The organism is Salinicoccus carnicancri Crm (genome assembly GCF_000330705.1).
Taxonomy (GTDB): Bacteria; Bacillota; Bacilli; order Staphylococcales; family Salinicoccaceae; genus Salinicoccus; species Salinicoccus carnicancri.
The window spans coordinates 1-24,409 of record NZ_ANAM01000002.1 but is presented as its reverse complement, the minus strand read 5'-3'; the positions used below and the strand labels follow the sequence as shown (position 1 = coordinate 24,409).

24 protein-coding genes are annotated in these 24,409 nt (G+C 51.9%); 10 read left to right on the top strand and 14 right to left on the bottom strand.

The window, feature by feature from the left end:
* Positions 1-141: 141 nt before the first annotated feature.
* Positions 142-966, bottom strand: coding sequence for a M23 family metallopeptidase (locus C792_RS14610; protein ID WP_017548058.1), 825 nt, complete (start codon positions 964-966; stop codon positions 142-144).
* 136 nt (positions 967-1,102) lie between these two features.
* On the opposite strand from C792_RS14610, the gene C792_RS0103485 reads away from it, so the two are divergent.
* From C792_RS0103485 to C792_RS0103475, 3 genes are read left to right on the top strand one after another with little or no spacing between them, the layout of a single operon-like run.
* Positions 1,103-1,732 (top strand): TetR/AcrR family transcriptional regulator, encoded by a 630-nt coding sequence (locus tag C792_RS0103485; RefSeq protein WP_017548057.1) that lies wholly within the window; start codon positions 1,103-1,105, stop codon positions 1,730-1,732.
* The gene (locus tag C792_RS0103480; protein WP_017548056.1) at positions 1,729-2,619 is read left to right on the top strand and encodes an ABC transporter ATP-binding protein; all 891 of its coding nucleotides are present in this window, start codon (positions 1,729-1,731) and stop codon (positions 2,617-2,619) included. The genes C792_RS0103485 and C792_RS0103480 overlap by 4 nt, the downstream gene beginning before the upstream one ends.
* Positions 2,616-4,181: an ABC transporter permease gene (locus C792_RS0103475; protein WP_017548055.1), complete on the top strand. Its 1,566-nt coding sequence runs from the start codon at positions 2,616-2,618 to the stop codon at positions 4,179-4,181. The genes C792_RS0103480 and C792_RS0103475 overlap by 4 nt, the downstream gene beginning before the upstream one ends.
* Before the next feature lie 45 nt (positions 4,182-4,226).
* Here C792_RS0103475 and C792_RS0103470 read toward each other — a convergent pair whose 3' ends face one another.
* The gene (locus C792_RS0103470; protein WP_017548054.1) at positions 4,227-5,324 is read right to left on the bottom strand and encodes an AI-2E family transporter; all 1,098 of its coding nucleotides are present in this window, start codon (positions 5,322-5,324) and stop codon (positions 4,227-4,229) included.
* Positions 5,325-5,490: 166 nt separating this feature from the next.
* Between C792_RS0103470 and C792_RS0103465 the strand changes: the two genes are divergently transcribed.
* The 3 genes from C792_RS0103465 to C792_RS0103455 all read left to right on the top strand — a co-directional run bounded on the left by C792_RS0103465 (position 5,491) and on the right by C792_RS0103455 (position 8,410).
* Positions 5,491-7,050, top strand: a complete 1,560-nt coding sequence (locus tag C792_RS0103465; protein WP_017548053.1) for an alanine/glycine:cation symporter family protein — start codon at positions 5,491-5,493, stop codon at positions 7,048-7,050.
* Between the two features lie 56 nt (positions 7,051-7,106).
* Positions 7,107-7,832 carry an alpha/beta hydrolase gene (locus C792_RS0103460; protein WP_017548052.1) on the top strand — a complete coding sequence of 242 codons (726 nt, stop codon included), beginning with the start codon at positions 7,107-7,109 and terminating at the stop codon, positions 7,830-7,832.
* A gap of 62 nt (positions 7,833-7,894) precedes the next feature.
* Positions 7,895-8,410 (top strand): YjcG family protein, encoded by a 516-nt coding sequence (locus C792_RS0103455; RefSeq protein ID WP_017548051.1) that lies wholly within the window; start codon positions 7,895-7,897, stop codon positions 8,408-8,410.
* A gap of 421 nt (positions 8,411-8,831) precedes the next feature.
* On the opposite strand, the gene C792_RS0103445 is transcribed toward C792_RS0103455, so the two are convergent.
* The 8 genes from C792_RS0103445 to C792_RS0103410 form a co-directional block, all read right to left on the bottom strand.
* A complete protein-coding gene (locus C792_RS0103445) occupies positions 8,832-9,629 on the bottom strand; it encodes a nuclease-related domain-containing protein (RefSeq protein ID WP_281166623.1) in 798 nt (265 codons plus the stop codon).
* A gap of 45 nt (positions 9,630-9,674) precedes the next feature.
* On the bottom strand, positions 9,675-9,803 hold the full coding sequence (locus C792_RS15085; RefSeq protein ID WP_017548048.1) for a hypothetical protein: 129 nt from the start codon (positions 9,801-9,803) through the stop codon (positions 9,675-9,677).
* Between the two features lie 223 nt (positions 9,804-10,026).
* Positions 10,027-10,794: an enoyl-ACP reductase FabI gene (gene fabI, locus C792_RS0103435; protein ID WP_017548047.1), complete on the bottom strand. Its 768-nt coding sequence runs from the start codon at positions 10,792-10,794 to the stop codon at positions 10,027-10,029.
* 223 nt (positions 10,795-11,017) lie between these two features.
* Positions 11,018-12,877, bottom strand: a complete 1,860-nt coding sequence (locus C792_RS0103430; RefSeq protein WP_017548046.1) for a monovalent cation:proton antiporter family protein — start codon at positions 12,875-12,877, stop codon at positions 11,018-11,020.
* A 9-nt stretch (positions 12,878-12,886) separates the two neighbouring features.
* Positions 12,887-14,269, bottom strand: coding sequence for a magnesium transporter (mgtE, locus tag C792_RS0103425; protein ID WP_026090208.1), 1,383 nt, complete (start codon positions 14,267-14,269; stop codon positions 12,887-12,889).
* 87 nt (positions 14,270-14,356) lie between these two features.
* On the bottom strand, positions 14,357-15,157 hold the full coding sequence (locus tag C792_RS0103420; RefSeq protein ID WP_026090207.1) for an NAD kinase: 801 nt from the start codon (positions 15,155-15,157) through the stop codon (positions 14,357-14,359).
* Between the two features lie 47 nt (positions 15,158-15,204).
* Positions 15,205-15,825 (bottom strand): GTP diphosphokinase, encoded by a 621-nt coding sequence (yjbM, locus tag C792_RS0103415; RefSeq protein WP_017548043.1) that lies wholly within the window; start codon positions 15,823-15,825, stop codon positions 15,205-15,207.
* A 26-nt stretch (positions 15,826-15,851) separates the two neighbouring features.
* Positions 15,852-16,205: a UPF0738 family protein gene (locus C792_RS0103410; RefSeq protein WP_425413714.1), complete on the bottom strand. Its 354-nt coding sequence runs from the start codon at positions 16,203-16,205 to the stop codon at positions 15,852-15,854.
* Positions 16,206-16,317: 112 nt separating this feature from the next.
* On the opposite strand from C792_RS0103410, the gene C792_RS0103405 reads away from it, so the two are divergent.
* Genes C792_RS0103405 through C792_RS0103395 form a run of 3 tightly spaced genes read left to right on the top strand, consistent with a single transcriptional unit; the run spans position 16,318 to position 18,077 of the window.
* On the top strand, positions 16,318-16,920 hold the full coding sequence (locus C792_RS0103405; RefSeq protein ID WP_017548041.1) for a CYTH domain-containing protein: 603 nt from the start codon (positions 16,318-16,320) through the stop codon (positions 16,918-16,920).
* Positions 16,904-17,272, top strand: a complete 369-nt coding sequence (locus C792_RS0103400; RefSeq protein ID WP_017548040.1) for a globin domain-containing protein — start codon at positions 16,904-16,906, stop codon at positions 17,270-17,272. Before C792_RS0103405 ends, C792_RS0103400 begins: the two co-directional genes overlap by 17 nt.
* A gap of 13 nt (positions 17,273-17,285) precedes the next feature.
* Positions 17,286-18,077 carry a DsbA family protein gene (locus C792_RS0103395; protein ID WP_017548039.1) on the top strand — a complete coding sequence of 264 codons (792 nt, stop codon included), beginning with the start codon at positions 17,286-17,288 and terminating at the stop codon, positions 18,075-18,077.
* A gap of 774 nt (positions 18,078-18,851) precedes the next feature.
* On the opposite strand, the gene pepF is transcribed toward C792_RS0103395, so the two are convergent.
* The 4 genes from pepF to spxA all read right to left on the bottom strand — a co-directional run bounded on the left by pepF (position 18,852) and on the right by spxA (position 22,977).
* Positions 18,852-20,657, bottom strand: a complete 1,806-nt coding sequence (pepF, locus tag C792_RS0103390) for an oligoendopeptidase F (RefSeq protein WP_017548038.1) — start codon at positions 20,655-20,657, stop codon at positions 18,852-18,854.
* A 68-nt stretch (positions 20,658-20,725) separates the two neighbouring features.
* Positions 20,726-21,685: a competence protein CoiA gene (locus C792_RS0103385; RefSeq protein ID WP_017548037.1), complete on the bottom strand. Its 960-nt coding sequence runs from the start codon at positions 21,683-21,685 to the stop codon at positions 20,726-20,728.
* Between the two features lie 69 nt (positions 21,686-21,754).
* Positions 21,755-22,408 carry an adaptor protein MecA gene (mecA, locus tag C792_RS0103380; protein ID WP_017548036.1) on the bottom strand — a complete coding sequence of 218 codons (654 nt, stop codon included), beginning with the start codon at positions 22,406-22,408 and terminating at the stop codon, positions 21,755-21,757.
* Positions 22,409-22,578: 170 nt separating this feature from the next.
* Positions 22,579-22,977, bottom strand: a complete 399-nt coding sequence (gene spxA, locus C792_RS0103375) for a transcriptional regulator SpxA (RefSeq protein ID WP_017548035.1) — start codon at positions 22,975-22,977, stop codon at positions 22,579-22,581.
* Positions 22,978-23,264: 287 nt separating this feature from the next.
* On the opposite strand from spxA, the gene trpS reads away from it, so the two are divergent.
* The gene (gene trpS, locus C792_RS0103370; RefSeq protein ID WP_017548034.1) at positions 23,265-24,263 is read left to right on the top strand and encodes a tryptophan--tRNA ligase; all 999 of its coding nucleotides are present in this window, start codon (positions 23,265-23,267) and stop codon (positions 24,261-24,263) included.
* Positions 24,264-24,409 lie beyond the last annotated feature (146 nt).

Genomic DNA, 24,409 nt, shown 5'->3' with positions numbered 1-24,409 from the left:
AAATCAGCGGTGGCCGACAATGCGGGATACCGGACACGGCGAGATCAGCGGTGGCCGACAAAGCGGGATACCGGACACGGCGAAATCAGCGGTGGCCGACAAAGCGGGATACCGGACACGGCGAAATCAGCGGTGGCCGCCCTACAGCGCTTTTTGCGTCTGCTCCCTGCCGCCCTTCGTATCGAGTTCCGTGACTGCGCCCCACAGTCTTCCGCGGGAGGCCGCATCCTTGAAAGTGACGCCCTTTTCCTTCCTGCCGGCTGCGATGAAACGGCTGCGGCCGCCGTCTGTGACCCTGAGCCACCAGTGGCCGTCGTTGTAATACAGTTTGTCGAAACTGAACACTGCAGGGGCGGCCACGCCTTCGACTTCCCCTTTCAAAGACGGGAAATCCCGCTTTTTCACCCTGGCCGTGGTGCGGAATTTCCCGCGCCACAGCCAGGCAGCCTCATAACTGGTCTTCCGGGCAAGGGGCCCTCCCCCACCGACGTCTATCCCGAGCGGGCTGATACCCGTGCAGACGAATGCCCGCTCGCCCGGGATATACCCGTATTTCTGGAACTGGATATGGAGGTGGGATGCCATCCGGACATTGTCATAGTTGGTGTTGGACTGGTATCCGACAGTGTCCCCCTGCCGTACACGCCGGCCGATTCCGACCGGCAGATTTCTCGCAAGATGCCCGTAGATCACCTGGATGCCCAGGGCTTCACTGGCCACGACCACCGTGCCCCCGAAATTGCCGTATGCATGCGTTCCCGCCACCACTTCGCCGTCGCAAACCGACGGTACCGGCGCGAGATGCTGCTTCGCCATGTCATACGCCCGGTGGTAGCCACTGCAGTATGTGTCGTAATTGTAGCCGCCGACCGTGTAGTTCCGCTTCCCCCATATGCCGCCGGGGTACTTCGTCGGGTCCGATGTCACACGGAAACCCCTGTTTTTAAGATAGTCAATCGGATTCATAACATTTACCTCCCATGAATTTCTGGTCCACCTGATATATCGGAAAAATTCCGGGAAAAGACATTGACCACCCTGGTCAAACGCGTTAGAATACAATTGACCAGGGTGGTCAATAACACGCACGGGAGGTGTCATGATGAAAGAAGCTTTCATATCCCTGGATGAAAATCGTCAATATGAAATACTGGCCGCCGCGATGGATGAATTTGCCGAACACGGCTTCAAACGGGCATCGACGAACCGCATCGTCAAGCGCGCCGGCATGAGCAAAGGGATGCTCTACTACTATTTCGAAAACAAGCAGACCCTTTTCGACGATACTCTGGATTTCGCACTCGATCACATCGAATCGCACATGCTCAGGGATATCTCGACGGGAACAGAAGGCTTCATCGAAAGGTGTGCTAGGCTCTCTCATAAAAAGCAGGTGTATTTCAACCAGTATCCCGAAATTGCAAGATTCATCACATCCGCCTACTTTTCCGAAGAACTGGACACAGACCAGAAAAAACGGAGAGATCACATCCTCAAAAACCGCGAAAGGATCATATTCGACAATATCGACCTCGGGCGGTTCCGCGATGATATCGATCACCGGACCTCCATGAAGCTCATCGCCTGGACGATCAATGGATATACCCGGGAGATGGAAACCATGATGGAGACAGAAGGGATGGCTTTCGACCACTTCGACGAATATTTTGAACAATTCGACCACTATCTCGCCGCACTGCGCAAACTTTATTACAAGGAGGAATACCAATGAGCGTACTTGAACTGGACGGCCTGACCAAGACTTTCGGCAAAACCGTAGCCGCAAAGGATGTATCATTCAACATTGAGAAAGGGGAAATCTTCGGTTTCATCGGACCGAACGGTGCGGGCAAGTCCACGACGATCCGCATGATCATCGGAGCATTGACACCCGATTCCGGAAAGATACTCATGGACGGCACACCCGTCACAAAGGATCCGCACTACAAGGATAAACTCACCTATGTACCGGGGGATGTCAACCTGTGGGGCAACCTTACAGGGGATGAAGTGATCAACTTTTTCATGAAGACACGGGGCTACAGCAACAAGGAACGCAAAGCGGAGCTGATTGAAAAATTCAGGCTGGACCCGAAAAAGAAATGCAAGACGTACTCCAAGGGGAACCGGCAGAAAGTCGCGCTCATCAGTGCATTCCTTTCGGATGCAGAACTGCTGATCTTCGATGAGCCGACCTCCGGGCTGGACCCGCTCATGGAGCGCTCCTTCCACGAGGAGGTCATGCGTGCCCGTGCCGAAGGGAAGAGCATACTGCTGTCGAGCCACATTTTATCAGAAGTGGAAAAGCTCGCCGACCGGCTCGCCATCATCCGGGAAGGGGAAATCATCGAAACCGGCCGCCTCGAAGAACTGCGCCACATCACACGGATCGAGTATGTCGTTCAGGCAGAGGGCGACCTGGGGCTTTTGAAAGATCTCCCGTACGTCCATGACTTCACCGAAGGGGAGGAGAACACCCATATGCGCGTGGACAACGACAAGGCCGCCGAATTCCTCGAGGCACTCCATCCGATCGGTCCGACCCACCTCGAGACGCTGCCGCCGCGGCTTGAAGACATATTCATGCGCTACTATGAAGGCCGGAGTGATGAGTCATGACACATTTCCTTAAAATCGTGCTGCGCGATGTCAGCTTCCGCATGCTCATGTGGATCATCGGCATCTCGGCACTGACACTCGTCGTCCCGCCCGCTTTCGAAGGACTCTACGGCGACCCGGCTGAACGAGAACTGCTGAAGGAGACGCTCAGCAACCCGGCGATGGTTGCGATTGTCGGCCCTGTGCCTGAGGGTACGTACACCATCGCTGTCATGTTCGTCCATGAGATGATCGTATTCATGGCAATCGTGCACGGCCTTTTCGGCATCATGATCGCCAACGCCGTAAGCCGGAAGATGGAGGACAACGGCCTGCTTGAATATGTCAGCAGCGCAGGATTCACCCGCGGCAGCATCTTCCGGGCACAGCTCCTGATCGGTTTCATCATGAACATCGTGCTTGGAGCAGTCATCTTCGCAGGTCTCGGTTTGATGAACATCGAATCCTTCGATGCCGCGGGCAATCTGCTCTATGCGCTCGGCACCGCACTGTTCGGCATCCTGTTCTACACTTTCACCCTGGTGCTCGCGCAGCTGCTGCCGTCGTCCGACTGGTCTTTCGGCACCGCACTGGCAATCCTGCTGCTCCTGTATGTCGGGCGTGCGGTGACGGATGTCATCAATACGGACTATTCGGTGGCATTCCCATACCACTGGCTGACCCGCATGGAACCTTTCGGTACGGATAACTATGTCTGGCTGCTGCCGTTTGCAGTCATCCTGCTGTTCATCTGGCTTGCATGGGTGCTGTTCAGGAAGCGTGATCTTGATGATGCCTACATCACACCCGATTTCAAGGGGAGGGCCCGCAAAATCGGCAGCTATCCCCGCCTTCAGCTGTCAGGGATGAAGATGCTGATCACAAGCTGGCTTTTGGGCATGCTGCTCATCGGCCTGTCCTACGGCGCGATCTTCGGCGATCTTGACACATTCATCGGTGATAACGAACTCCTGGCACAGGCGATGGAGAGTGACTCCGGCACCGATCCGATCCTGCAGTTCATCAGCACTCTGATGATGGTCACCGTGATCGTCGGCGTCATTCCTGCACTGATGGTGTCTGCACGCATACTCCGTGAAGAGAAATCCGGACGTCTGGAAGTACTTGCGAGCGCTGGCATCAGCCGCGTCCACATGCTCATCACCCACGGGGTGCTCGGAACCATCACCGGCGCGTTTGGCCTGATGCTCTCCGTACTCGGCATGTACGCAGCGAGCATCGGCGTGGAGGGTATCGGACTGTCCCCCGGCGACTATATGATGACCGCACTGAACTATGCGGCTGCAGTCATCCTGTTCACCGGATTGTCGATGCTTGCGACCGGCATATCGAGGAAGCTGAGTACGCTGATCTGGCTCTACTTCATCTATGCATTCTTCGTCAACTACCTGGGGCTCATCATCGGGCTGGATGACGAATGGCGGATGGTGACACCATTTTATTACCTGGCCGAGATGCCGGCTGAAGAAATCGACTGGATGGCATGGCTGATCGTCACCCTGATCGGGGCGGCACTTGGTGCGGCTGGCGCACTTTTATTCGGAAGAAGGGATATCGGCTAAATAAAAATTCCGCAGACCTGTCACGAAGGCTGCGGAATTTTTCTGTTATTCGGAAGGGGGGCTCCCGGCTTCTGCGAACATCGATTTGCCGATGTTGCCCCTGTATCTCCAGATGTTCTGTATGACCGTCTTGATGACGGCATATGTCGGGATGGCGATCAGCATGCCGATGAAACCGGCGATGTTCCCCGCTGCCAGCACGACCGTGATGACCGTGAGCGGGTGCAGCTTCAGCGTCTGCCCCATGACGTTCGGCGTGATGAGGTTACTTTCGATCTGCTGTGCGATGAGCGTGATGAGCGATACCCAAACGAACATGATCGGGTCCTGGATGAGTGCAAGGAGTGCCGCCGGGATGAACGCGACCCACGGTCCGATGAACGGGATCAGGTTCATGAACAGCGCGAAGATCGCAAGCAGCAGCGCATAATCGAGCCCGATGATTGCATATCCGATGTAGAGGATGATGCACAGGATGAAGCTCACAAGCATCTGTCCCTGGATGAATGCCCGGAGCGTATTGTCAATGTCATTCATGAGCTCGGACAGGAACTGCTTGAACGTTCCCTTGAACGGTGAAGTCATCGCCGGGATGAACTTCTCATGGTCCTTCAGCAGGAAAAAGTAGAAGAACGGTATGAGAATCAGTGTCACCAGTACGCTCACAGTGCCCGAGACGATCGTGACCGCATTCCCCAGGAGGTTCGAAACCATCTGGGATCCCTGGTCAAGCGCATCCTGCACATAGGACTGCGGATCGAACGGCAGCCTGTCGCGCTGGGAAAGCAGGTAGTTGAACAGTTCCTCCATTTCCCTCTGGATCACCGGCGCCCTCGATACGAGGTTCTGCGTCTGCGTCGTCACCATTGGTACGATGATCATCGACAGGAGCGTAATGACAAGCAGTATGATGATGATGATCGCAAGGGTGCTTATGAGCCGCCCCGCTTTCCGTTTCTCAAGGAAACGCTGTATGGGTTCAGTAATGTAGTACAGCAGGCCGCCGATCAGAAGCGGGATGAATACTGTTGCTATGATTGTAAAGAACGGCTGGAAAACCACCTGCACCCTGATCGCAAGCATGATGATCAGCAGGGTGATGATGATTGCAATGCCGGTCTGGAACCAAACTTTTCTTGTCATGCACATTTTTCCCTTCTCGTTCAATTTGAAGATGATACAAGTGTATCACAGATTTTATCTTTCCAGAAAACAAACATTGATAAAAAATATGTGGACAAATGAAAACGCTTCCATTAGAATGATAATGTCTGAATAACCAGACAAAGGGGAAAGGGGAAAACTTAATATGCAGAATATCGTTGATTTTTTCAATGGACTCGTCTGGAGTCCGCCGCTTGTCTACGGACTGCTTGCCGTCGGACTGTACTTCAGCCTGAGGATGCGGTTCTTCCAGATAAGGCATTTCAAGGAAATGATCCGCCTGATGTTCCAGGGTGAGAAGTCACCTGTCGGAATATCCAGTTTCCAGGCTATCGCCGTCTCCCTCTCGGGACGCGTCGGTACCGGCAACATCGTCGGCGTGGCAACCGCGATTTTCATAGGTGGCCCGGGCGCCATTTTCTGGATGTGGCTCATTGCCTTCCTCGGCGCCGGGAGCGCGTTCGTGGAATCCACACTTGCACAGATCTACAAGCAGAATGAAGACAACCAGTACCGCGGAGGTCCAGCATACTACATCGAAAAGGGGATCGGCGGTAAAATCGGCAAGATATATGCTGTCATATTCGCTCTTGTTACCATACTTGCCACAGGCTTCCTGCTGCCGGGCATCCAGTCCAACTCCATCGCGGGATCCATGACCAATTCATTCCCTATGCCGCACTGGGTCGTCGGTGCCGGGCTTGTCCTGCTTGTCGGCATCGTCATCTTCGGCGGCATCAAGTCGATCGCCAACGTCGCTACGGCTGTGGTGCCTTTCATGGCGGTCGTATACGTCATCGTTGCAATCATCGTCGTGATCATCAATATCCAGGATGTGCCGGCGATGTTCGGCCTCATCTTCAGGAGCGCATTCGGTATGGAGCAGCAGTTCGGCGGCATCGTCGGCGGCATGATTGCCATCGGTGTCCAGCGCGGCATCTATTCCAACGAAGCCGGACAGGGGACCGGGCCGCATGCAGCGGGTGCCGCTGAAGTCTCCCACCCTGCCAAGCAGGGGCTTGTCCAGTCGTTCTCGGTCTATGTGGACACGCTTTTCGTGTGTACGGCGACAGCACTGATGATCCTCATGACGGGCATGTACAATGTGTCTGACGGCGGAGACGGATTCATCGTGGATTCAGGTGTCTACCAGGAATCCCCGGGCGGTGAGCGGAACTACTCGGGAACCGTCGCCTATACGCAGGCCGGACTGGATAATACATTCCACGGCCAGGAGACATTCAATCCCGACTTTGTCGGATTCGGCTCCTACTTCATCACGTTTGCACTGTTGTTCTTCTGCTACACCACGATACTTGCCTACTACTACATTGCAGAGACCAATCTTGTATACATCACCCGCGGACGCTGGCCCATCATGAAGACACTGCTCGGACTGATGCTGGTCCTGTCAGCCTTCTACGGTACCGTGAGCACCGCCGGGCTCGCATGGGATATGGGCGACCTCGGTGTCGGCCTGATGGCATGGCTCAACGTGATCGCCATACTGATCCTTCAGAAGCCTGCACTCCGGGCGCTGAAGGATTTCGAGCAGCAGAAGAAACAGAAGGGCTCCGGAAAATTCGCAATCTACCGGCCGGATGAAGGCGAAGTCAAAAATGCCGGGTTCTGGCATCACGACTATCCGGAACGGCTCAGACAGGAAGACTATCAGTATCCCGGGGAGGACATCCCTAAGAAATAATAATTGTTTAACGATTGCCCCCTTATTGGTAGAATCATCATGAGGGGGTTTTACTTATGGATATGACACCAGGAAAGGTGCACACGATCGATTTCCAGTCGGAGACACTGGGTGACACATATGAAATTCAATACTATCTTCCTAAAAATTTTTCTGATCTCTACAAGCATCATGTCGTGCTGACTTTCGATTCGCAGGATTTCTTCAAATACGGCCAGATCGAAAGGCAGTATGAGAAGCTGTGGGAAGCGGGCGAAGCCGAACGCGCCATCATCGTCGGCGTACCGTATCCGTCGGTCGGGTGGCGGAATGATTATTTCAGTCCGAATGGCGAACATCACGACCTATTCGTGTCGTTCGTCTCCCGCGAGCTGATCCACTGGATTGACAATACCTTCCCGACGTTGAAGGTCGGTACGTCACGCGTATTGATGGGCGAGTCACTGGCTGGGAGCTTTGCTTTCTCGGTCGCCGCGGCCTATCCGGCGACATTCTCGCAGGCGGCCGCCTTCAGCCCGTTTGTCGACGAGGATTTTATTGGCAGGTTTGAATCACAGCCGATGCTCATGCACCTTGATTTGTATCATACGATCGGGCTCGGGGAGGACGACTTTACGACAATTTCCGGCGAGCAGGCCGATTTCCTGACACCAAACCGCAGACTGAACGAATATCTCGAGGGGGAACCGCTCGAATATGAGTACCGGGAACTGGATGGCGGCCACATCTGGAAAACGTGGAAGCCGGAACTTGGCAGCATACTGAAACACTATCTGAATTAGATATTATGGATTTTTGCAAAAAGTCTGATATAATTGAATTAAAATACACAGGAGGAATCAAGATGAATTTTGGGGTAGCAATGTTTCCATCCAAACAACTTCAGGACAAAGTAAACCAGTACAGAAAAAGATATGATGCGCATTATGCACTCATCCCGCCTCATATCACGGTGAAAGAAAGCTTCGAAGCGGATGAGTCCGATAAAGAGAAAATCATCGAATATCTTAAAGATGTTGCCAAAAATCATAATCCTGTAGATATTGAAATCAAGAAAGTCTCCAGCTTCGTGCCGAACTCACAGGTTATCTACTTCAAAGTGGAGAAGAACGAACCGCTGAAAGCCATCCATGACGATCTCAACAATGGGGATTTCTACGGCGAAAATCAGCATCCGTTCGTGCCTCACTTCACCATCGCACAGGGACAGACGTCCCAGGAATATGAAGACATGTTCGGCCATCTGAGCATGATCGGCATCGACCACTCGGAAACACTCAATAAGATCAGCCTCTGCTTCCAGCTCGAGAACGGCATGTGGCAGGTATCCGAGACATTCCGCCTCGGCACAGGTGAATGACTCTGCGTTTTATTTGTGTTTGGAAGCCCCTCCACAGTGTGGAAGGGGTTTTTTGTGTGGGATGTGATTGGCGGCCGGGGATGGTTGTGGTTGGCGGACGCGGCGGATTCTGCGGTGGCCGGAAACCGTCTTTGGCGAACACGGCGGATTCTGCGGTGGCCGGAAACCCGCTTTGGCGGACGCGGCGGATTCTGCGGTGGCCGGAAACCCGCTTTGGCGGACACGGCGGATTCTGCGGTGGCCGGAAACCCGCTTTGACGGACACGGCGGATTCTGCGGTGGCCGGAAACCCGCTTTGGCGGACACGGCGGATTCTGCGGTGGCCGGAAACCCGCTTTGTCGGACACGGCGAATCTCGCGGTGGCCGGAAACCCGCTTTGGCGGACGCCGGTGATTCCACCGTGTCCGCAACACATACTTATCAGTGGGTGTTTGAACCGTAACGGGATATATAATTATTATCTAGAAGCAACTTGTCTATGTCCTGATTTTTAATGATGTAATATGTGGATTTCCCCTGCCCAACTTTGACACAATACTTGTTTAAAAGTCTCCTTACGCTTCTTATGTGAAGAATATCTCCAAGGAAAAGTCTTATACTCCGGGTTGTCATCCTCTCATTAAAAAACAATACTGAGTAATCAATGATTCCCCTTACGAACATTTTCTCCAGGGATTCCTTATAGCCACATCCCCCGCATACAGCAATATAATTTCTTGCATTCATTTCAAAAGATCCACACCTGCTGCAGTAGCTGCCGCACTTTACTCTCGCGGCATCCACTTCCGGTAATGCCATCGGGTCATCTATAAAGTAATCCTTCAGCTTCAATGAAATACCACGGGCACGTGCGTCGATGTGTATTTTATTCAACTCTTTCATATAGTGCCGCAGCATTGACCGCTGTACAATATTCTTCTCATCCTCCGGTGCGATATTCAGATTGAAATTCGGATTTACAAATACCACTTTGTATTCACGCTCAAAATTAAGTTGGAGCAGCGCCCGCAGCTTCAATAACTTATTTCCCGTCCGGGCGGCCTGCGCCAGGGGATCCTCGGAAATCTGTGTACCGTTTATGAACCATCCGCTATCTTTGTAGGAATAAAGGCCGCTGTAATTTTTTATTTCGTTCACCATCAGCTTATTTCCGGTAATGATCAACGAGTCGATCTGCAGAGTACTCCCCTCTATCTTCAGCCACAGGTCCCTGTAGATCAGCAGGTTGTCATGTCCAGATTCTTCAAATATGCTGTCATACTCCTACTCACCCTCGAACCCCCTTTTCAAAATAGACAATTTCCTCACTTCCGGAGCCGTCAATTCACATCTGCGGGAAAGCGTCTCTAAAAACTTCAGCTCCTTCGGTTTCATCCTGTCATTTAAAAACATGCATTATACCTCCTTAAATAAAAATCCTCTTACCATATATATGTATAAAAACTGCTGATTTGATTTTTTATCAAGCAAATAATAATGGTGATATTACACTTTCGTGTAAAAGTACTGTTTTAAATAACGGAGGCCGCGTGGACACCCTTTCCAGCCTCCCCCACGCAAAAAACCCGGGCGCCTCCAAAAGGAGGGCCCGGGCCCGGAAATCAACAGCCTGTTTCTACGCCATGATGTGGTAGCCGGAGTCGACGTGGACTACTTCGCCTGTGATGCCGCTTGCGAAATCGCTCAGGAGGAACGCGACAGTGTTTCCGACTTCGAGCTGGTCGACGTTCCTGCGGAGTGGTGCACGTTCTTCGATTTCCTTCAGGATGGACTTGAACTCGCCCACCGCTGAAGAGCTGAGTGTACGGATTGGTCCGGCGGATACTGCGTTGACGCGGAATCCATCTTCACCGAGGTCGTATGCGAGATAGCGCACGCTTGCGTCGAGTGCCGCCTTGGCAACGCCCATCACGTTATAGTTCGGCATTGCACGCTCGCCGCCGAGGTATGTCATCGTCACGAGGCTGCCGCCTTCATTCATGATCTTCTTCGCATGCTTGGCAACGACTGTCAGCGAGTAGGTGCTGATATCGAGCGCATTCTTGAAACCTTCGCGGGAAGTTTCGCTGTAGCCGCCCTGCAGCTCATCCTTGCCGGCGAAAGCGATCGCGTGCAGCAGGCCGTCGATGCCGCCTGTCTTCTCACCGATTTCTTTGAACGCAGACTCGATCTGCGCATCGTCCTGAACATCACATTCCACAACGATGTCGTGGTTGCCCTCAAGCTCGTCCAGAAGCTTCTCAAGCTCACGGCGGAAACGCTCGTTCAGGATCGTGAAGACAAGTTTCGCACCCATTTTATCGAGTGCACGTGCAGCGCCCCACGCAATACTGCGCTTATTTGCAACACCCATGATGACATAGGTTCTACCTTCGAGATTCATAAATGATTAACTCCCTTTTCGGATTTGGCGCACAGAGCCGCAGCCCCCCGCCAAAACAGTTTATAGTTTGTTATTAGTACCTACTCCTAATCTACAGTTTTTCATCCCCGATTGCAACTAAAAAATGCGTTTCGCGGATAAAACCCTCCGGCTCGGGCGTGCCCGTCCGCAGCCAAAAAAACGCCGGGTCAGAAAAAGCCGCCGCAGTGCGGCAGCTTCCTCATCAGTACAGTTCCAGCTCTCTTTTCAGCTCCTCGACATAATCCGTCTCCCCGGTGACGAAAATCTTGTCGTCGACTTCGAGAGGCGTGTCCCCGTGCGGGACGATCGATTCCTGGCCGCGGAGTATGCGCAGGAAGATGATGTCGCCCGCAAAGGGGAAGCTGCGCAGGATCATGCCGTCGTACATGTAGTTGTTCATGTGTATTTCGTAGATTGACGTCTCCTCGTCCGAGAGGAGTTCGATCATGTTCGGCGATTCGATGAGGCCTCTCAGCAGTGTCTTCGAGCTGAGCATCGTGGAGAAGAGTTCATAGCCCAGCTTCTTGACCTCCTCCTCCTGCCTCGGATCGTCCACGCGGTAGATGATCCGTTCGACGCCCGCCTCCTTGGCGAGGCTGGCGACCTGCCAGTTGAGCGAGGAGTCGTTGGCGCCGACGACCAGAATATCCGTATCGAATGCGTCCAGCTCCGAAAGCGTCTCTTTCGAATACTCAGGTATTTCATGGAACGTCAGGCTTTCCTTGTTCGACCCCCGTGAGTTCGAGAAGTTCCTGTGGAAGATGAGTTTCACATTGTAGAGGCCGCCGGCGATGGCTTTTGCCACCGGCACAGTCAGCTGGTTGTTCCCGATGATGGTCACGTTGATGACTTTGTCCACCTCTTCATGCACCGGATAGAGCTGCTTGAAGAGCACCGGCGTGATTATGCAGGCGATCACTGCACTGAGGATGAACATGCCCCTCTCGACATCCGAAATCATGCCGATCTGCTCGGCGATGACCGCGGCGGCGATGACGAGTGACAGCGTGGACGTCAAAAGGAAGCTCGCCGCCGACACGCGCTTCACGTCGAAATAGCGCAGCAGCACGGCAACCGGAATCACCTTGCTCAGGAAGTATGCCGCGAGCAGCACCGGAATCATGATGAACACACGGCTGTCCTGGAACATCGACGGCAGGTCAAGGTCCACACCGACCATGATGAAGAAGATCGGGATGAAGAATCCGTAGCCGAAAGAATCCAGTTTCGTGTGCATGTCCTTCTCGGGTTTCAGCAGGCTGACGATACAGCCGGCGATGAAGGCACCGAGGATATTCTCGGCACCGACACCTTCGGCGAGTGCCGCAAGCATGATGATCAGCGCGAACACGCCCCGGATGCCGATCTGCATCGTGCCGTTGTCCATCTGCTTGAGGAACTGCGCATGGTGCATGACGCGCCCCAGGAAATAGAACAGTATGGCGAAGACGACCAGTATGCCCATCAGCCATATCGGCTGGCTGGAATCCGCATAGAGCTGGGAATAGAACGCGAGCATGATCATCGTCACTAGATCCGCAATGACCGCGACCAGCAGGATGACCTGCCCCATCTGCCTTGTTATCAGGTTCGTCTCCTTCAGGGTCGGCACAACGACGCCGAGCGAGATGGTGGAGATGATGATGACGAGCAGGAACACGTCATCAAAGATGCCCGCCCAGCTCATCATGAGGGCAAACAGCAGGCTGAGCAGCAGTATGCCTGCGAATATCGACAGCGTGAGCACCAGTAAGTTCGGCAGCGGACGCTTCAGTATCTTTGATTTTTTTTGCTGCCCGGATTTCTGGATGAATGCGTCGAAGTCTATCTCCAGGCCGCTCAGGAACATGAGGAATATGAACCCGAGAGTTGACAGGATGTTGAGCCATGGATCGTTCGGATCCACGATATTCAAAAACGAATTACCGATGACGACACCGATGATGATCTCTGCAACCACTACCGGCAGAAAGCTGATTTTGAGCCGGTTGACCAGTATAGGTGTGAGCAGCGCTGCGAGCACCACGATGGCGAGCGATAATACGGATGGTCCATGTTCCATAGTTTCTCCTTAGATCAGGTAAGACATAAATGTGTTGGCAAGCGAGAAGTAGATCAGAAGGCTGATGATGTCATTCGCCGTCGTGATGAACGGGCCGCTTGCCACCGCAGGATCGATGCCCACTCGCGCCATCGCAAGCGGCACCAGTGTGCCGAGCAGCGTCGCGAGCGTCATCGCGATCATGAGGCTTGCGCTCACGATCATGCCGAGCACCGGAGACTGGTACATCAGCACGATGATGGTGAACAGCACCGCCCCGCAGACGACACCGGTGATGACACCGGAGCCCATCTCACGCAGGGCGAGCTTCACCTTGCTTGCTTCCTGTATTTCCCCTGTCGCGATACCGCGGACGGCAACGGCGAGGGATTGAGTGCCGGTGTTGCCGGCCATCCCGCCGATGATGGGGATGAAGGCTCCAAGTATTGCCACCTGGGCCAGTGTATCTTCGAATGTGGTCAGCATCGTCGCCGTAATCATTCCCATGAACGTCAGGCCGACAAGCCACGGCAGCCGCTTTTTGGCTGTCGAGACCGAAGAATCCGTAGTCGGTTCGATCTCGCTCATACCGGCGAGCCTGGAGTAGTCCTCCCCCGCCTCTTCGTGGATGACATCCATGATGTCATCGGCTGTGATGATGCCGACCAGATGATCCTGATAATCGACGACCGGCACGGCCAGGAAATCGTAATCCCGCATGATCTGCGCGACATCCTCCTGGTCGTCCGACACGCGTACTGATACGACACGATCTGTCATGATATCCCCGATATACTCGTCATCGTCGGCGATGATGAGTTCGCGGAGTGACATGATGCCGGCAAGGCGCCGCTCTTCGTCGACCACGAAAACGTAATAGATCGTCTCCGAGCCCGGTGCCTTCTCTTTCAGATGACGCATGGCCTCCCGGACTGTCATGAGCGAGGTCACGCTGACGAATTCGGTCGTCATGATACCACCGGCGGTATCCTCCTCATAGTTCATGAGGGTGCGTATTTCACGCGCATCCTCCCTGTCCATCAGCGTGAGGAACGAAGTCAGCTTCTCCCTTGATACCTCGTTCAGTATATCGACGGCATTATCATACTGCATCGCCCCGAGCATGTGTGCCGCATAGCGCGCGTCCATCCCGTCGAAGATCTCCTCGAACTCATCCGCTTCGAGCTCGAGATTGTCGAAGAAATCGGACACCTCTTCAGGATCCAGGAAATGATAGAGGCGTGTGCGCTCATCATCCCCGATCTCCAGGTAGAATTCGCTCTGCTCATAGCTGTGGAGCGCGAGGAACTCTTTCCGGAAGTCGTCTATATTATCATCTTTGAGCATGGAGCGCAATGTCCTGTGCATCACCATTTCATCTGCGTTTTCGTTGAACTCTGCCAACTCTGCCACCACCTGTCATTATTTCTTTATACTCATCTTCCCGGGAGCGGGAATCTTTACATATCCAACTACAAAAAGCACTTTCTCAAGTGCTTTTTACTCAGCGGAGATGAATGAGTCATGGACTCTTCTCCAGAACGGGAACGGCCTGAATCTCGCAAAACGGATCTTCTCATCCGCTACCCGGAACTGGATGGATTTCACCCCTTTATGTACGAGGTTGATATGATCGATCGTCAGATTGTATATTTCACTGTTCACCGGGTTGACGTGGCATGTATGGTGCTTCGGCAGCACAAGCGGCGAGCCGACCGTCCGGAACACGCGGTTGTTGATCGAGGCGATCTCTGTGATCTGTATCGCTTCGAGCGATGGATGGATCAGTGCACCACCCAGAGCCTTGTTGTAGGCCGTCGATCCTGACGGAGTCGAGATGCAGAGGCCGTCTCCGCGGAACCGCTCGAAATGCTGGTTGCGGATATCTACATCCATCACGAGCGTCGTGCCGTTGTTCGTACGGAGCGTCGCTTCGTTCAGCGCGAGATAGCGCGTCTCGGTACCCGCGGTCCCATACCGCACAATCGTCTCAAGCAGCGGATATTCGATCACCTGGAACTCGTCGTTCTGGATCGAAATGATAAGCCGCTCCACCTCGTGCGGCAGCCAGTCCGCATAGAACCCGAGGTGCCCCGTATGGACACCGACGAAAGCCGTGTGATCCATCAGATGCTGGTAGCTGTGGAACGCCTGCAGCAGCGTCCCGTCCCCGCCGACCGAAATGACGATCTCCGGAGCCTTTTCATCCGGCGTCATCCCCATGTCGACCATATAGTTCATCATCTTGTCTTTCAGTGCGTTCGATTTCGTGTCCCCTTTGGAGACGATGAAGAATTTCATCTGCATCCGCCCTTCCTTCCTGAGAATAAAAACCGTATGTCCCTTGTCTATATGTTGCGCTTTTTAGTGTAGTATTTCTGTGCGTCCTGGATCTCCTCGCGGATTTCAGACATTTCCTGATCGAGGAGGTATGCCGCCTCCGCCGCATTCTGGAGCCGCTTTTTGATTTCGGGCGGGTATTCACCGCTGTACTTGTAGTTCAGCGTATGCTCGATTGTCGCCCAGAAGTTCATCGCCAGTGTACGGATCTGTATTTCAGCCAGGATGTCCACCGTCCCTTCGGTGGTCTCCACCGGATATTCGACGATGAGATGGTAGGAACGGTAGCCGCTCTCCTTCGTATTTTCGATGTAGTCACGCTCTTCGACCACCGACATGTCCGAACGTGCGCGGATCAGTTCCGTGATGACTTTGATGTCATCGACGAACTGGCACATGATGCGGATGCCCGCGATATCGTACATCCCGGCACGCAGCTGGTCATACGGGATATCACGGGTACTCGCCTTCTCTATGATGCTCTGTACCGGCTTGACGCGTGCGGTCACAAATTCGACCGGAGAGGACTGGCGCTTCAACTGATAGTCTTTGCGCATTCCCTTCAGCTTAACTTTGAGTTCTTCGACAGCCTGTTTGTACGGCCTCAGAAACTTCTCCCATTCTTCCATCAAAAACACCCCAGTCAGTTATCGTACTATATTCTGAATTGTTCCCTGACGGCACTTTCGAATTCCCTGCCGTAGTTATTGTTGTCAACGATGTTATCAAGCAGGAAGTCCATCTCTTCCCAGAAATCGGCGAGTGTGATTCTGCCGTTCAGCATGATTTCCTTATTCCTGTAATCGTTCAGCATGGACCATGTCTCCTTTACGAAGTGCACTCTCCGGAATGCATCCCCATCATCCAGCAGATAGATGAAACTCATGTTGTCGGAGTCCACGATCATGCGTGAGGCAGCCGACATCCCCGTGAGATCTGCGTCAGCATGGCATTTCAATATTTCTTCTTCAAATTTGATTTCGTCTACGTATATATCCAAATTATTCACTCCTTGCGCACTTTATTCTACCACAGTACAGCATTTTTGATAACGCTTAGACCTGTTTGCTTTACAGTCCATTTCAATTTATAGATAATGTAGTCAAGGAGTGGATTCCATAATGAAAGAGTTGGAAATAGAATTCAAGAACATGCTGAACGGCCAGGAATACGGACGGCTCGAAGAGAAATATTTCAGCGGCCAAAAGCCGGTTGTGCAGACGAATTTCTATATAGATACACCGGATCTCGATATGAGAAAGAACAGGATACTGCTCCGCATCCGCGACGCCGAGGGCGTCCAGATGATGACATTGAAGGAGCCGACTGAAAAAGGCGTGATGGAATACCACGGCGAAGTCTCAGGCGAACTGAATTTCGACCGTGATATCCGCCCCGGCGAGCTGCCTGAAATCATCCGGGGTGAGCTCGCACGCTATGACATCGATACATCACAGCTCAGGGTATACGGTGCCCTGTCCACCGAGCGGCGTCAGGTCACCTACAGGGAAGGGCTCCTGGTACTCGACCGCAATACGTTTTTGGACGAGGAGGATTTCGAGTTGGAGTATGAAGTGGACAACTATGATAAAGGGGAGACCCGCTTCCTGCACCTCCTTGAGGAAGCCGGCATAGAACGCCGCGGTGAGGTCACGAAAAGCGAGCGTTTCTACAACAAGCTCGCAAGCATCAGGACGGGTGATAACTATGCCTATACCATTTAAGGAGATCGGCGAAGAGAAGCTCTACCGGATGATTGACACCTTCTACTCCTACGTTGCCGAGGATGACAGGATGAACTTCCTTTTCCCGGATGACCTTAGCGAGACTGCCTACAAACAGAAGCTGTTCCAGACACAGTTCCTCGGCGGTCCGAATCTGTACAACCAGGAATACGGACATCCGATGATGAAGATGAGGCACATGCCGTTCCGCATTACACCGCATGCGAAAGAGGCGTGGCTGGAAAATATGGGAAAAGCGATGGATGATGTCGGGCTTGAAGAGGAAATGCGTGAATACCTCATGGCCCGCTACACAATGACCGCGAACCATATGGTGAATTCAACAGATTAAGCAGGGTGAGGACATGAATAATTCCCGCGAACAGTCACTTGTACTTGAGCCGACAACCCGCCATGTTGAGATCTTCTACTTTTTCGATCCATTTTCAGAAAGCTGCCGCGAGATGGAACCCATCATCAACAAGCTCCTGATCGAATATCGTGGACACGTTTCCATCACCAAGATCCTTGCACCGTCACTGACCGTCCTGACCAAGTGTCAGGCACAATCCACATCGGACATCGATAACATCGCACTCGCCTACAAGGCGGCCGAAATACAGGGGCGCAACAAGGCGCGCGCCTTCATCCGCTACGTGCTGAACCGCATCGCACCGACGCGCAGCATCTGCACCGTCGAACACATGGAGGCGAGCGCGCGTCTCGCCGGTCTTGATATATCCACATTTTTCAACGACGCGCGCTCCGAAGCAGCGCGGACAATGCTCCGACGCGATCTCTCCGTCTACCGGGAGATGGACGTCGATACACTGCCCGCCATGGTTTTCTTCTCAGGTGATGTGCATGCTGAAGGTGTAAAGGTGGAGGGCGTCTACCCCTACCATATATACACATATATCATCAACGAGCTTGTCGATGCAGAGATAGAGAAACATCAGCTTCCGAGCATCCATGACTACATCGAATCATTCGAAGTCGTCAGCTTCCACGAACTGAAAACAGTGTTCGAATGGCGCAGCGGCCTGCTGCTGAACGAATTGAAAAAACTCCGCCTGCAGCGCCTGATCGAAGAGGTAGAGACCGACGAAGGCACCTATTACCAGATATTCGGGGGGACGTCGAGTCTCGGGAAATAGTATTTATATGTATCGGATATAGAAACCCGGCCTGTCGGCCGGGTTTCTTTGTGTTGCCTGCCGTGTCCGGCAAAGACGGGTTCCGGACACCGCACAATCCACCGTGTCCGACAAAGACGGGTTCCGGACACCGCACAATCCGCCGTGTCCGCCAAAGACGGGTTCCGGACATAAAAGAGGCAGACCCTGGCGGGCCTGCCTAATATCGTCATTTTGGAATCCGACTGCGCCATGCGCAACCGTTATAAAGAGAGATCTAATCAAAAATAAAAAAGCAGCACACCTTCTGTAGTGTGCTGCTCAAACAAAGGGGATGGGAGAAATTTTTCACTGTTTTAACAAAGGGGTATGTTTCAGTGATAAAAATTTCATGTCTAAACTATATCACGGTCAACAAGGTTATGCAACAGTTTGAACTACTTTTCACAATACTGACACAATGAAAACGTATTCACATTCTTTTTTCTCATACTGACCTTATATAACTTGAAAAAATATTGATTTCATGCGGTTTATACCCATTTTGTCATGAAAATTCCTTCCCTGATCTTTGACCAATAACTCCTGCTCCAAGGTGTAATGATACACGATAAGAGATATTAATCACTGTCAATTCCTTTTTCTTATACCTCTTTTATGAATAAATATTCATAAATAATCATATGAATGCATACAACTTGAACCGGATATTCTAAAGGCATGCACAGTCAGTCCATCCATTAAACTGAATATCAAAAAAAGGCAGATCCGTTATCGGGATCTGCCTGCCCTGTTTTACAGCCCGGTCTCCTCAAGCAGCGCTTCGAACTGGTCGAGCTGGCTTTCGAACACTTTCATGGCGTTTTCCACCGGCTCGGATGTGGTCATATCGACGCCCGCATTTTTCAGCACCTCTATCGGATAGTCGGAGGAACCTTTTTTCAGGAATTCCCTGATGTACCGCTCTGCAGTTTCGCTGCCCTCTTCGAGCACCTGTTTCGACAGGCTGGCTGCAGCAGCATATCCTGTTGAATACTGGTACACGTAATAGTTCATGTAGAAATGCGGGATCCTCGCCCATTCCACATCGATGTAGTCGTCATATTCCACTGCATCCCCGAAGTACTTGCGGTTGAGCTCTCCGTAGATCTCATTGAGTCCGCCCGCTGTGAGCGGCTCTCCCGCTTCTTTCATGGAATGGATCCTGTGTTCGAACTCTGCGAACATCGTCTGTCTGAAGACAGAGCCCTTGAAGCCTTCGAGCTGTTCATTCAGAAGATAGAGTTTCTTCCTGTTGTCCTCGAGATTCCTGAACATGTAGTCAGCGAGCAGCGCCTCGTTGAAATTGCTCGCCACTTCCGCCACGAAAATGGAATAGCCGGACATGTTCGACGGCTGATTCTGACGGCTGTAGTAGCTGTGCACACTGTGACCGAACTCGTGTGTCAGTGTGAACAGATTGTTCACGTTATCCTGCCAGTTCATCAATATGAACGGGTTGGTGCCGTATGTGCCCGAGGAATACGCACCGCTTCTCTTCCCTTTATTCTCGTAGATGTCGACCCAGCGGTTCTCGAGCCCTTCGCGGATGATGCCGACATATTCCTCACCCATCGGCTCGAGCGAGTTCAGCATCCATTCCTTCGCCTCTTCGTAGCTCATCTCGAAATCGATGTCCCCGACCATCGGTACATAGACATCGTACATCCTGAGCTCATCCAGGCCGAGCAGCCGCTTGCGGAGCTCTGTGTATCGGTGCATGAGGTGGAGGTTCCGATTCACCGTCTCCACCAGCTGATCGTACACCTTTTCGGGAATGAAGTTATTGGACAGCGCCAGATGCCGCGCCGAATCATAGCCTCTCGCCTGTGCCTGGAATACGTGCGTGTTGACGACACCCTGGAGCGTCTGGCTCAGTGTATTTTTGAAGTCGCCATATCTCGTATACAGATTTTCATAGGCAGATCTGCGCAGTTCACGGTCCGGCGACTTGAGCAGATCAATGTATGTCCCCTGGGTCAGGGCGTGCCTGTTGCCTTCTGAATCGATCGCATCGGGGAATTCGAGGTCCGCATTATTGAACATGCCGTATGTGGACGATGGTCCTGCCAGGACTTCCCCCGCCTGGGCCATGAGCTTCTCCTCTTTGTCACTGAGTACATGGGCCCGCTTGGCGTTCAGTTTTTCAAGATCGAAGGCGAATTCGGACAGACGTCCGTCCCTCGTCCAGGATTTCAGTTCCGACTCATCGATATTCATGATTTCCGGGACGAGGAAGCTCCAGGCCGTGCTGAATTTGACGGCGAGCGTCCTTGCTTTCGCCTCCATCGCGCTGTACGTATCATCCGATGTGTCCTGATCATGCTTCAGGTGGGCGTAGACATAGAGTTTGCTGACTTCGATGTCGATTTCCCGCTCCGTCTCCAGGGCGTCTGCGAGCGAGTCTGCGGAATCAATCGCTCCTTTGAATTTCTCCTCTTCGCCGAGACGTTCCTCAAGTGCTTTATATTTCTGCTCAAACGCTTCGTCCGACTCGAAAATCGTCGTCAGATCCCACGTGTTTTCTGTCTGCTGTTCATCCCTTGTAATGACTTTTGCCATCCTTACCCCTCCAGTATCAAGATAATATAATTTTCTCAATATTCGACCGGAATTTCAAGTGCCGAAACTTATTGTGAATTAAATAACATATAGTAGCCGTACAGCAGTTCCTCCATCACCTGCTTCTTCGCCGGGGCGTCCTGCACGGTACGCATCCGTATGAACTGCTCGAACATATCCATATGGAATGTCCCCCTTTTTATATGAAGGTACAAAAACAGCTTCCATTCAAGCGGCGGATTCAGTATCCAGCGCTCAGCCTCTATCGTCCAGCATAGATGGGACGGAATCCCGCTGTCATCGAGCCCCAGATGATACATGAAAGACAAGGTAGGATTCAGGACACTCCGCTGCTGTTTTTCCCGCTGGATCATCTGTCTGATTTCGCTCCGGGTCAGCCGCCTCATTTTTTGCGGATGGAATGGCTTTACCTCAAGGAGTCCGGACGCATCGAGTTCACTTTTCACATAAGACCACCTGCGGCAGCCGTGGTTGTGATGGAGCATGATTCTGTGGACTTTTTTGGTTTTCACATTGTAGGTGAATAAAGATCTCATGTACTGCGTCGACAGCTGGAAACTCGTTGGCATGCACCTGTCCGATTCCATGCGGATGCTCTCTTCGTCAAGCAGCCAGATGACCTCCATGCCGAGCGAATGATACCCTTTCGACCGTTCGCCGATCAGGTCGGCGGATATCGTGGAAAACTGAACTTCCAGCGCGAGCCTTTCGTCCACCAGAAGGTCCGGGATCTGCTCGATGGCTGGCAGATAGTACTCCATGGCAACGGGGTCGGTTTCCCTCAATTTCAGATACAGATCATGCTTTGCCTGCAGATGCTCCATCGACTCTTTCTTGTAGAGGTACCGGATGCAGTCCAGTATTCTGTGGTGTGAGAAGTGAGGCAGTTTGATATTCCCCGATTTGAATGTGACAGGGGCATCACAGACCGGACAGAAATACTTCCTGTTCTTCAGTGCATCCGCGGCCGTGATCTGGCTGCCGTTTTCATCCAATGCTAAAAACATATAAAAAACCTCCTTTTCTATATATATGCTGGAAAAGGAGGTTTTTGATTATTTTTTCTGTCAGATAAATTATTTTACTTTAAAATATTTTCTTACCTGGGCCCTGACGTTGCTGCTCATGATGATCGTGCCGTATTCCTCTATCACCATTGAAGCAATTTCCGCCGGTGTACTGTACTCGAGCAGCTTCGCTTCGACACGCTCGATATCCATATAGTCCAGGCGGTAGTCGAAGAAAATCTGATAGTAATACTTGCCGCCATACGTAAACAGCAGATCTTCATACTGAGTTTCGTCCAGTTCCACTTCGTGGGTATACTTGATCAGGTCTTCTATATCATCGAAATGGACCATCACAGGTTCCTTCGTCACCGGAACTGTCCCCTTATTGTCCTCGGCCGCCCCCTCAAGGAAGTTTTCTATATCATTGTTATTTATATTCATAGGCGTCTGCTCCATTGAGAAAGGATCGTCTTCATCACGTGACTTGGAAACTACTACTTCCACTCCTTTGTCATAGGCATGCACCTGAATCCAGAGCGGGCCTTCCATCGTAAAGTCGTCTTCCTGCTCATGGTTCACTTCATCCATGATCGACCAGAAGAATTCTTCGCCGCGTTTTCTGTTCATCCAGAGATCGTCCCGGTCAAAGCCGCGTTTTTCGATATCCTGATAGGTTATGAAAAACTTGATCGTCGAATCATTCACTCTTTCAATTCTCATCCTTCTCACTCCTTTTCACCGAGAATGGCTTCTATATATATTATACCCCATACACTCAGGGTAATACCAATTTTGGAATTGTAATCCATTATACGCCAAAACACCCGCGGATATCAAGATATCCGCAGGTGTTTCCAACGTAAGTATTATATCAGTTTAAGGGAAGAAACTTACATTTCAGCTAAGCGTTTTGCCTCTTTAAGATGGAACGTCCTTACAGTCCTCGGGAGGAAACGGCGAATTTCATCTTCGTTGTACCCCACCTGCAGACGCTTGTCGTCCATGATGATCGGCCTTCTGAGAAGCCCCGGATTTTCCATGATCAATGTGTACAGTTCATGCATAGGCAGGCTGTCGATATCAACAGCAAGTTTTTGGAAAGTTTTGGACCTTGTGGAAATAATCTCATCCGTACCATCTTCAGTCATTCTTAGAATGGACTTCACCTCATCAAGTGTCAGTGGTTCAGAGAATATATTTCTTTCAGTGTAGGGAATATCGTTTTCTTGTAACCATGCTTTTGCTTTACGGCATGATGTGCAGCTTGGAGAAGTAAAAAGTGTTACCATATCGCTCACACTCCAATTTCAAAAGATTTGTAATAGTAGTCTGTACCCGTACAGTTAAAACATAAACCAGATAGGTATGATTTAACTTAAAACGTTTGTATGACTCATTTACAGTTATAATTATAACCCCTGAACATTAAAATAAAATGAGAAAACTCTAATAATCTCGCAAAATTTCAGGAAAATTGTTAAGATATTTTGAAGATGGTCCCATCTGCACCGTTATTGCAAGGACTCAGGAAGTTTATTATCATATAAATAATGACATAATAAAAGGTGATTACGACATGAAAACATTATTCTCGGGTGTTCAGCCCAGCGGCATCCCGACCATTGGGAACTATATCGGAGCGTATAAGCAGTTCGTCGAAATGCAGCACGAATACGATTCATATTTCTGCATCGTCGACCAGCATGCGATAACCGTACCACAGGACAGGCTCAAACTGCGTGAAAATACGAAGAAACTTGCAGCAATCTACCTCGCTTCAGGGCTCGATCCCGAAAAGATCACGCTTTTCATCCAGAGTGAAGTCGCGGCGCACTCCAAGGCGGCATGGATGCTGCAGTGCGTCGGGTACATCGGAGAGCTCGAGCGCATGACCCAGTACAAGGACAAGGCACGCAGGCAGAACCAGAGGGAGGGCATCAGCGTGGGACTGCTCACATACCCGTCACTGATGGCCGCCGACATCCTGATTTACAGTGCGGACGTCGTCCCGGTCGGCGAAGACCAGGCGCAGCACCTCGAGCTCACCCGCACACTTGCAGAACGATTCAATGCCAAATACAACGACATCATGACAATACCGGAAGTCAAACACCCTGAAACCGGCGGACGCATCATGAGCCTGAACGACCCGACGAAGAAAATGTCGAAGAGTGACGACAACCAGAAAGGCTATATCTCACTCCTCGACGATCCAAAAGCCGCTGCGAAGAAAATCCGCAGCGCCGTCACGGATTCGGGCAGTGAAATCCGCTATGACAAGGAAGAAAAGCCGGGAGTCTCCAATCTGCTGGACATCTACTCCAGCCTGACCGACAGGAGCGTGTCAGACCTCGAGCTCGACTACGACGGCAAAAGCTACGGCGAATTCAAGACAGACCTCAGCGAAGTCGTCGAAGCATTCCTCACCAGATTCCAGGACAGGGTCAGCCATTATCTCGAGAGCGGCGCCCTCGATGATATTCTCGACAGAGGCGCAGAACGCGCAGCGAGAAAAGCGGACAGGATGGTAGAAAAGATGGAGCGCGCGATGGGACTCGGGCGCAAGAGAAAGTAATATCCGTATATATGCGGACGCACTCACCGGTCGTGAGTGCGTTTTTTTATGGAGTGCGGCCGGAATCCCGCCTTGACGGACACGGCGGATTCTGCGGTGTCCGGTATCCCGCCTTGGCGGACACGGCGGATTCTGCGGTGTCCGGT

What these genes read in the sequence shown, in the direction of transcription:
- C792_RS0103385 (WP_017548037.1), bottom strand. Translation starts at nt 21,685, where the DNA reads ATGTTTTTAGCATTGGATGAAAACGGCAGCCAGATCACGGCCGCGGAT.
- fabI (WP_017548047.1), bottom strand. Translation starts at nt 10,794, where the DNA reads ATGAATCTCGAAGGTAGAACCTATGTCATCATGGGTGTTGCAAATAAG.
- C792_RS0103470 (WP_017548054.1), bottom strand. Translation starts at nt 5,324, where the DNA reads ATGACAAGAAAAGTTTGGTTCCAGACCGGCATTGCAATCATCATCACC.
- C792_RS0103400 (WP_017548040.1), top strand. Translation starts at nt 16,904, where the DNA reads ATGCCTATACCATTTAAGGAGATCGGCGAAGAGAAGCTCTACCGGATG.
- mecA (WP_017548036.1), bottom strand. Translation starts at nt 22,408, where the DNA reads ATGAGAATTGAAAGAGTGAATGATTCGACGATCAAGTTTTTCATAACC.
- C792_RS14610 (WP_017548058.1), bottom strand. Translation starts at nt 966, where the DNA reads ATGAATCCGATTGACTATCTTAAAAACAGGGGTTTCCGTGTGACATCG.
- C792_RS15085 (WP_017548048.1), bottom strand. Translation starts at nt 9,803, where the DNA reads ATGTTTTTAAATGACAGGATGAAACCGAAGGAGCTGAAGTTTTTAGAG.
- C792_RS0103395 (WP_017548039.1), top strand. Translation starts at nt 17,286, where the DNA reads ATGAATAATTCCCGCGAACAGTCACTTGTACTTGAGCCGACAACCCGC.
- yjbM (WP_017548043.1), bottom strand. Translation starts at nt 15,825, where the DNA reads ATGGAAGAATGGGAGAAGTTTCTGAGGCCGTACAAACAGGCTGTCGAA.
- pepF (WP_017548038.1), bottom strand. Translation starts at nt 20,657, where the DNA reads ATGGCAAAAGTCATTACAAGGGATGAACAGCAGACAGAAAACACGTGG.
- C792_RS0103485 (WP_017548057.1), top strand. Translation starts at nt 1,103, where the DNA reads ATGAAAGAAGCTTTCATATCCCTGGATGAAAATCGTCAATATGAAATA.
- C792_RS0103455 (WP_017548051.1), top strand. Translation starts at nt 7,895, where the DNA reads ATGAATTTTGGGGTAGCAATGTTTCCATCCAAACAACTTCAGGACAAA.
- C792_RS0103420 (WP_026090207.1), bottom strand. Translation starts at nt 15,157, where the DNA reads ATGAAATTCTTCATCGTCTCCAAAGGGGACACGAAATCGAACGCACTG.
- C792_RS0103475 (WP_017548055.1), top strand. Translation starts at nt 2,616, where the DNA reads ATGACACATTTCCTTAAAATCGTGCTGCGCGATGTCAGCTTCCGCATG.
- C792_RS0103405 (WP_017548041.1), top strand. Translation starts at nt 16,318, where the DNA reads ATGAAAGAGTTGGAAATAGAATTCAAGAACATGCTGAACGGCCAGGAA.
- C792_RS0103460 (WP_017548052.1), top strand. Translation starts at nt 7,107, where the DNA reads ATGGATATGACACCAGGAAAGGTGCACACGATCGATTTCCAGTCGGAG.
- C792_RS0103480 (WP_017548056.1), top strand. Translation starts at nt 1,729, where the DNA reads ATGAGCGTACTTGAACTGGACGGCCTGACCAAGACTTTCGGCAAAACC.
- C792_RS0103430 (WP_017548046.1), bottom strand. Translation starts at nt 12,877, where the DNA reads ATGGAACATGGACCATCCGTATTATCGCTCGCCATCGTGGTGCTCGCA.
- trpS (WP_017548034.1), top strand. Translation starts at nt 23,265, where the DNA reads ATGAAAACATTATTCTCGGGTGTTCAGCCCAGCGGCATCCCGACCATT.
- spxA (WP_017548035.1), bottom strand. Translation starts at nt 22,977, where the DNA reads ATGGTAACACTTTTTACTTCTCCAAGCTGCACATCATGCCGTAAAGCA.
- C792_RS0103465 (WP_017548053.1), top strand. Translation starts at nt 5,491, where the DNA reads ATGCAGAATATCGTTGATTTTTTCAATGGACTCGTCTGGAGTCCGCCG.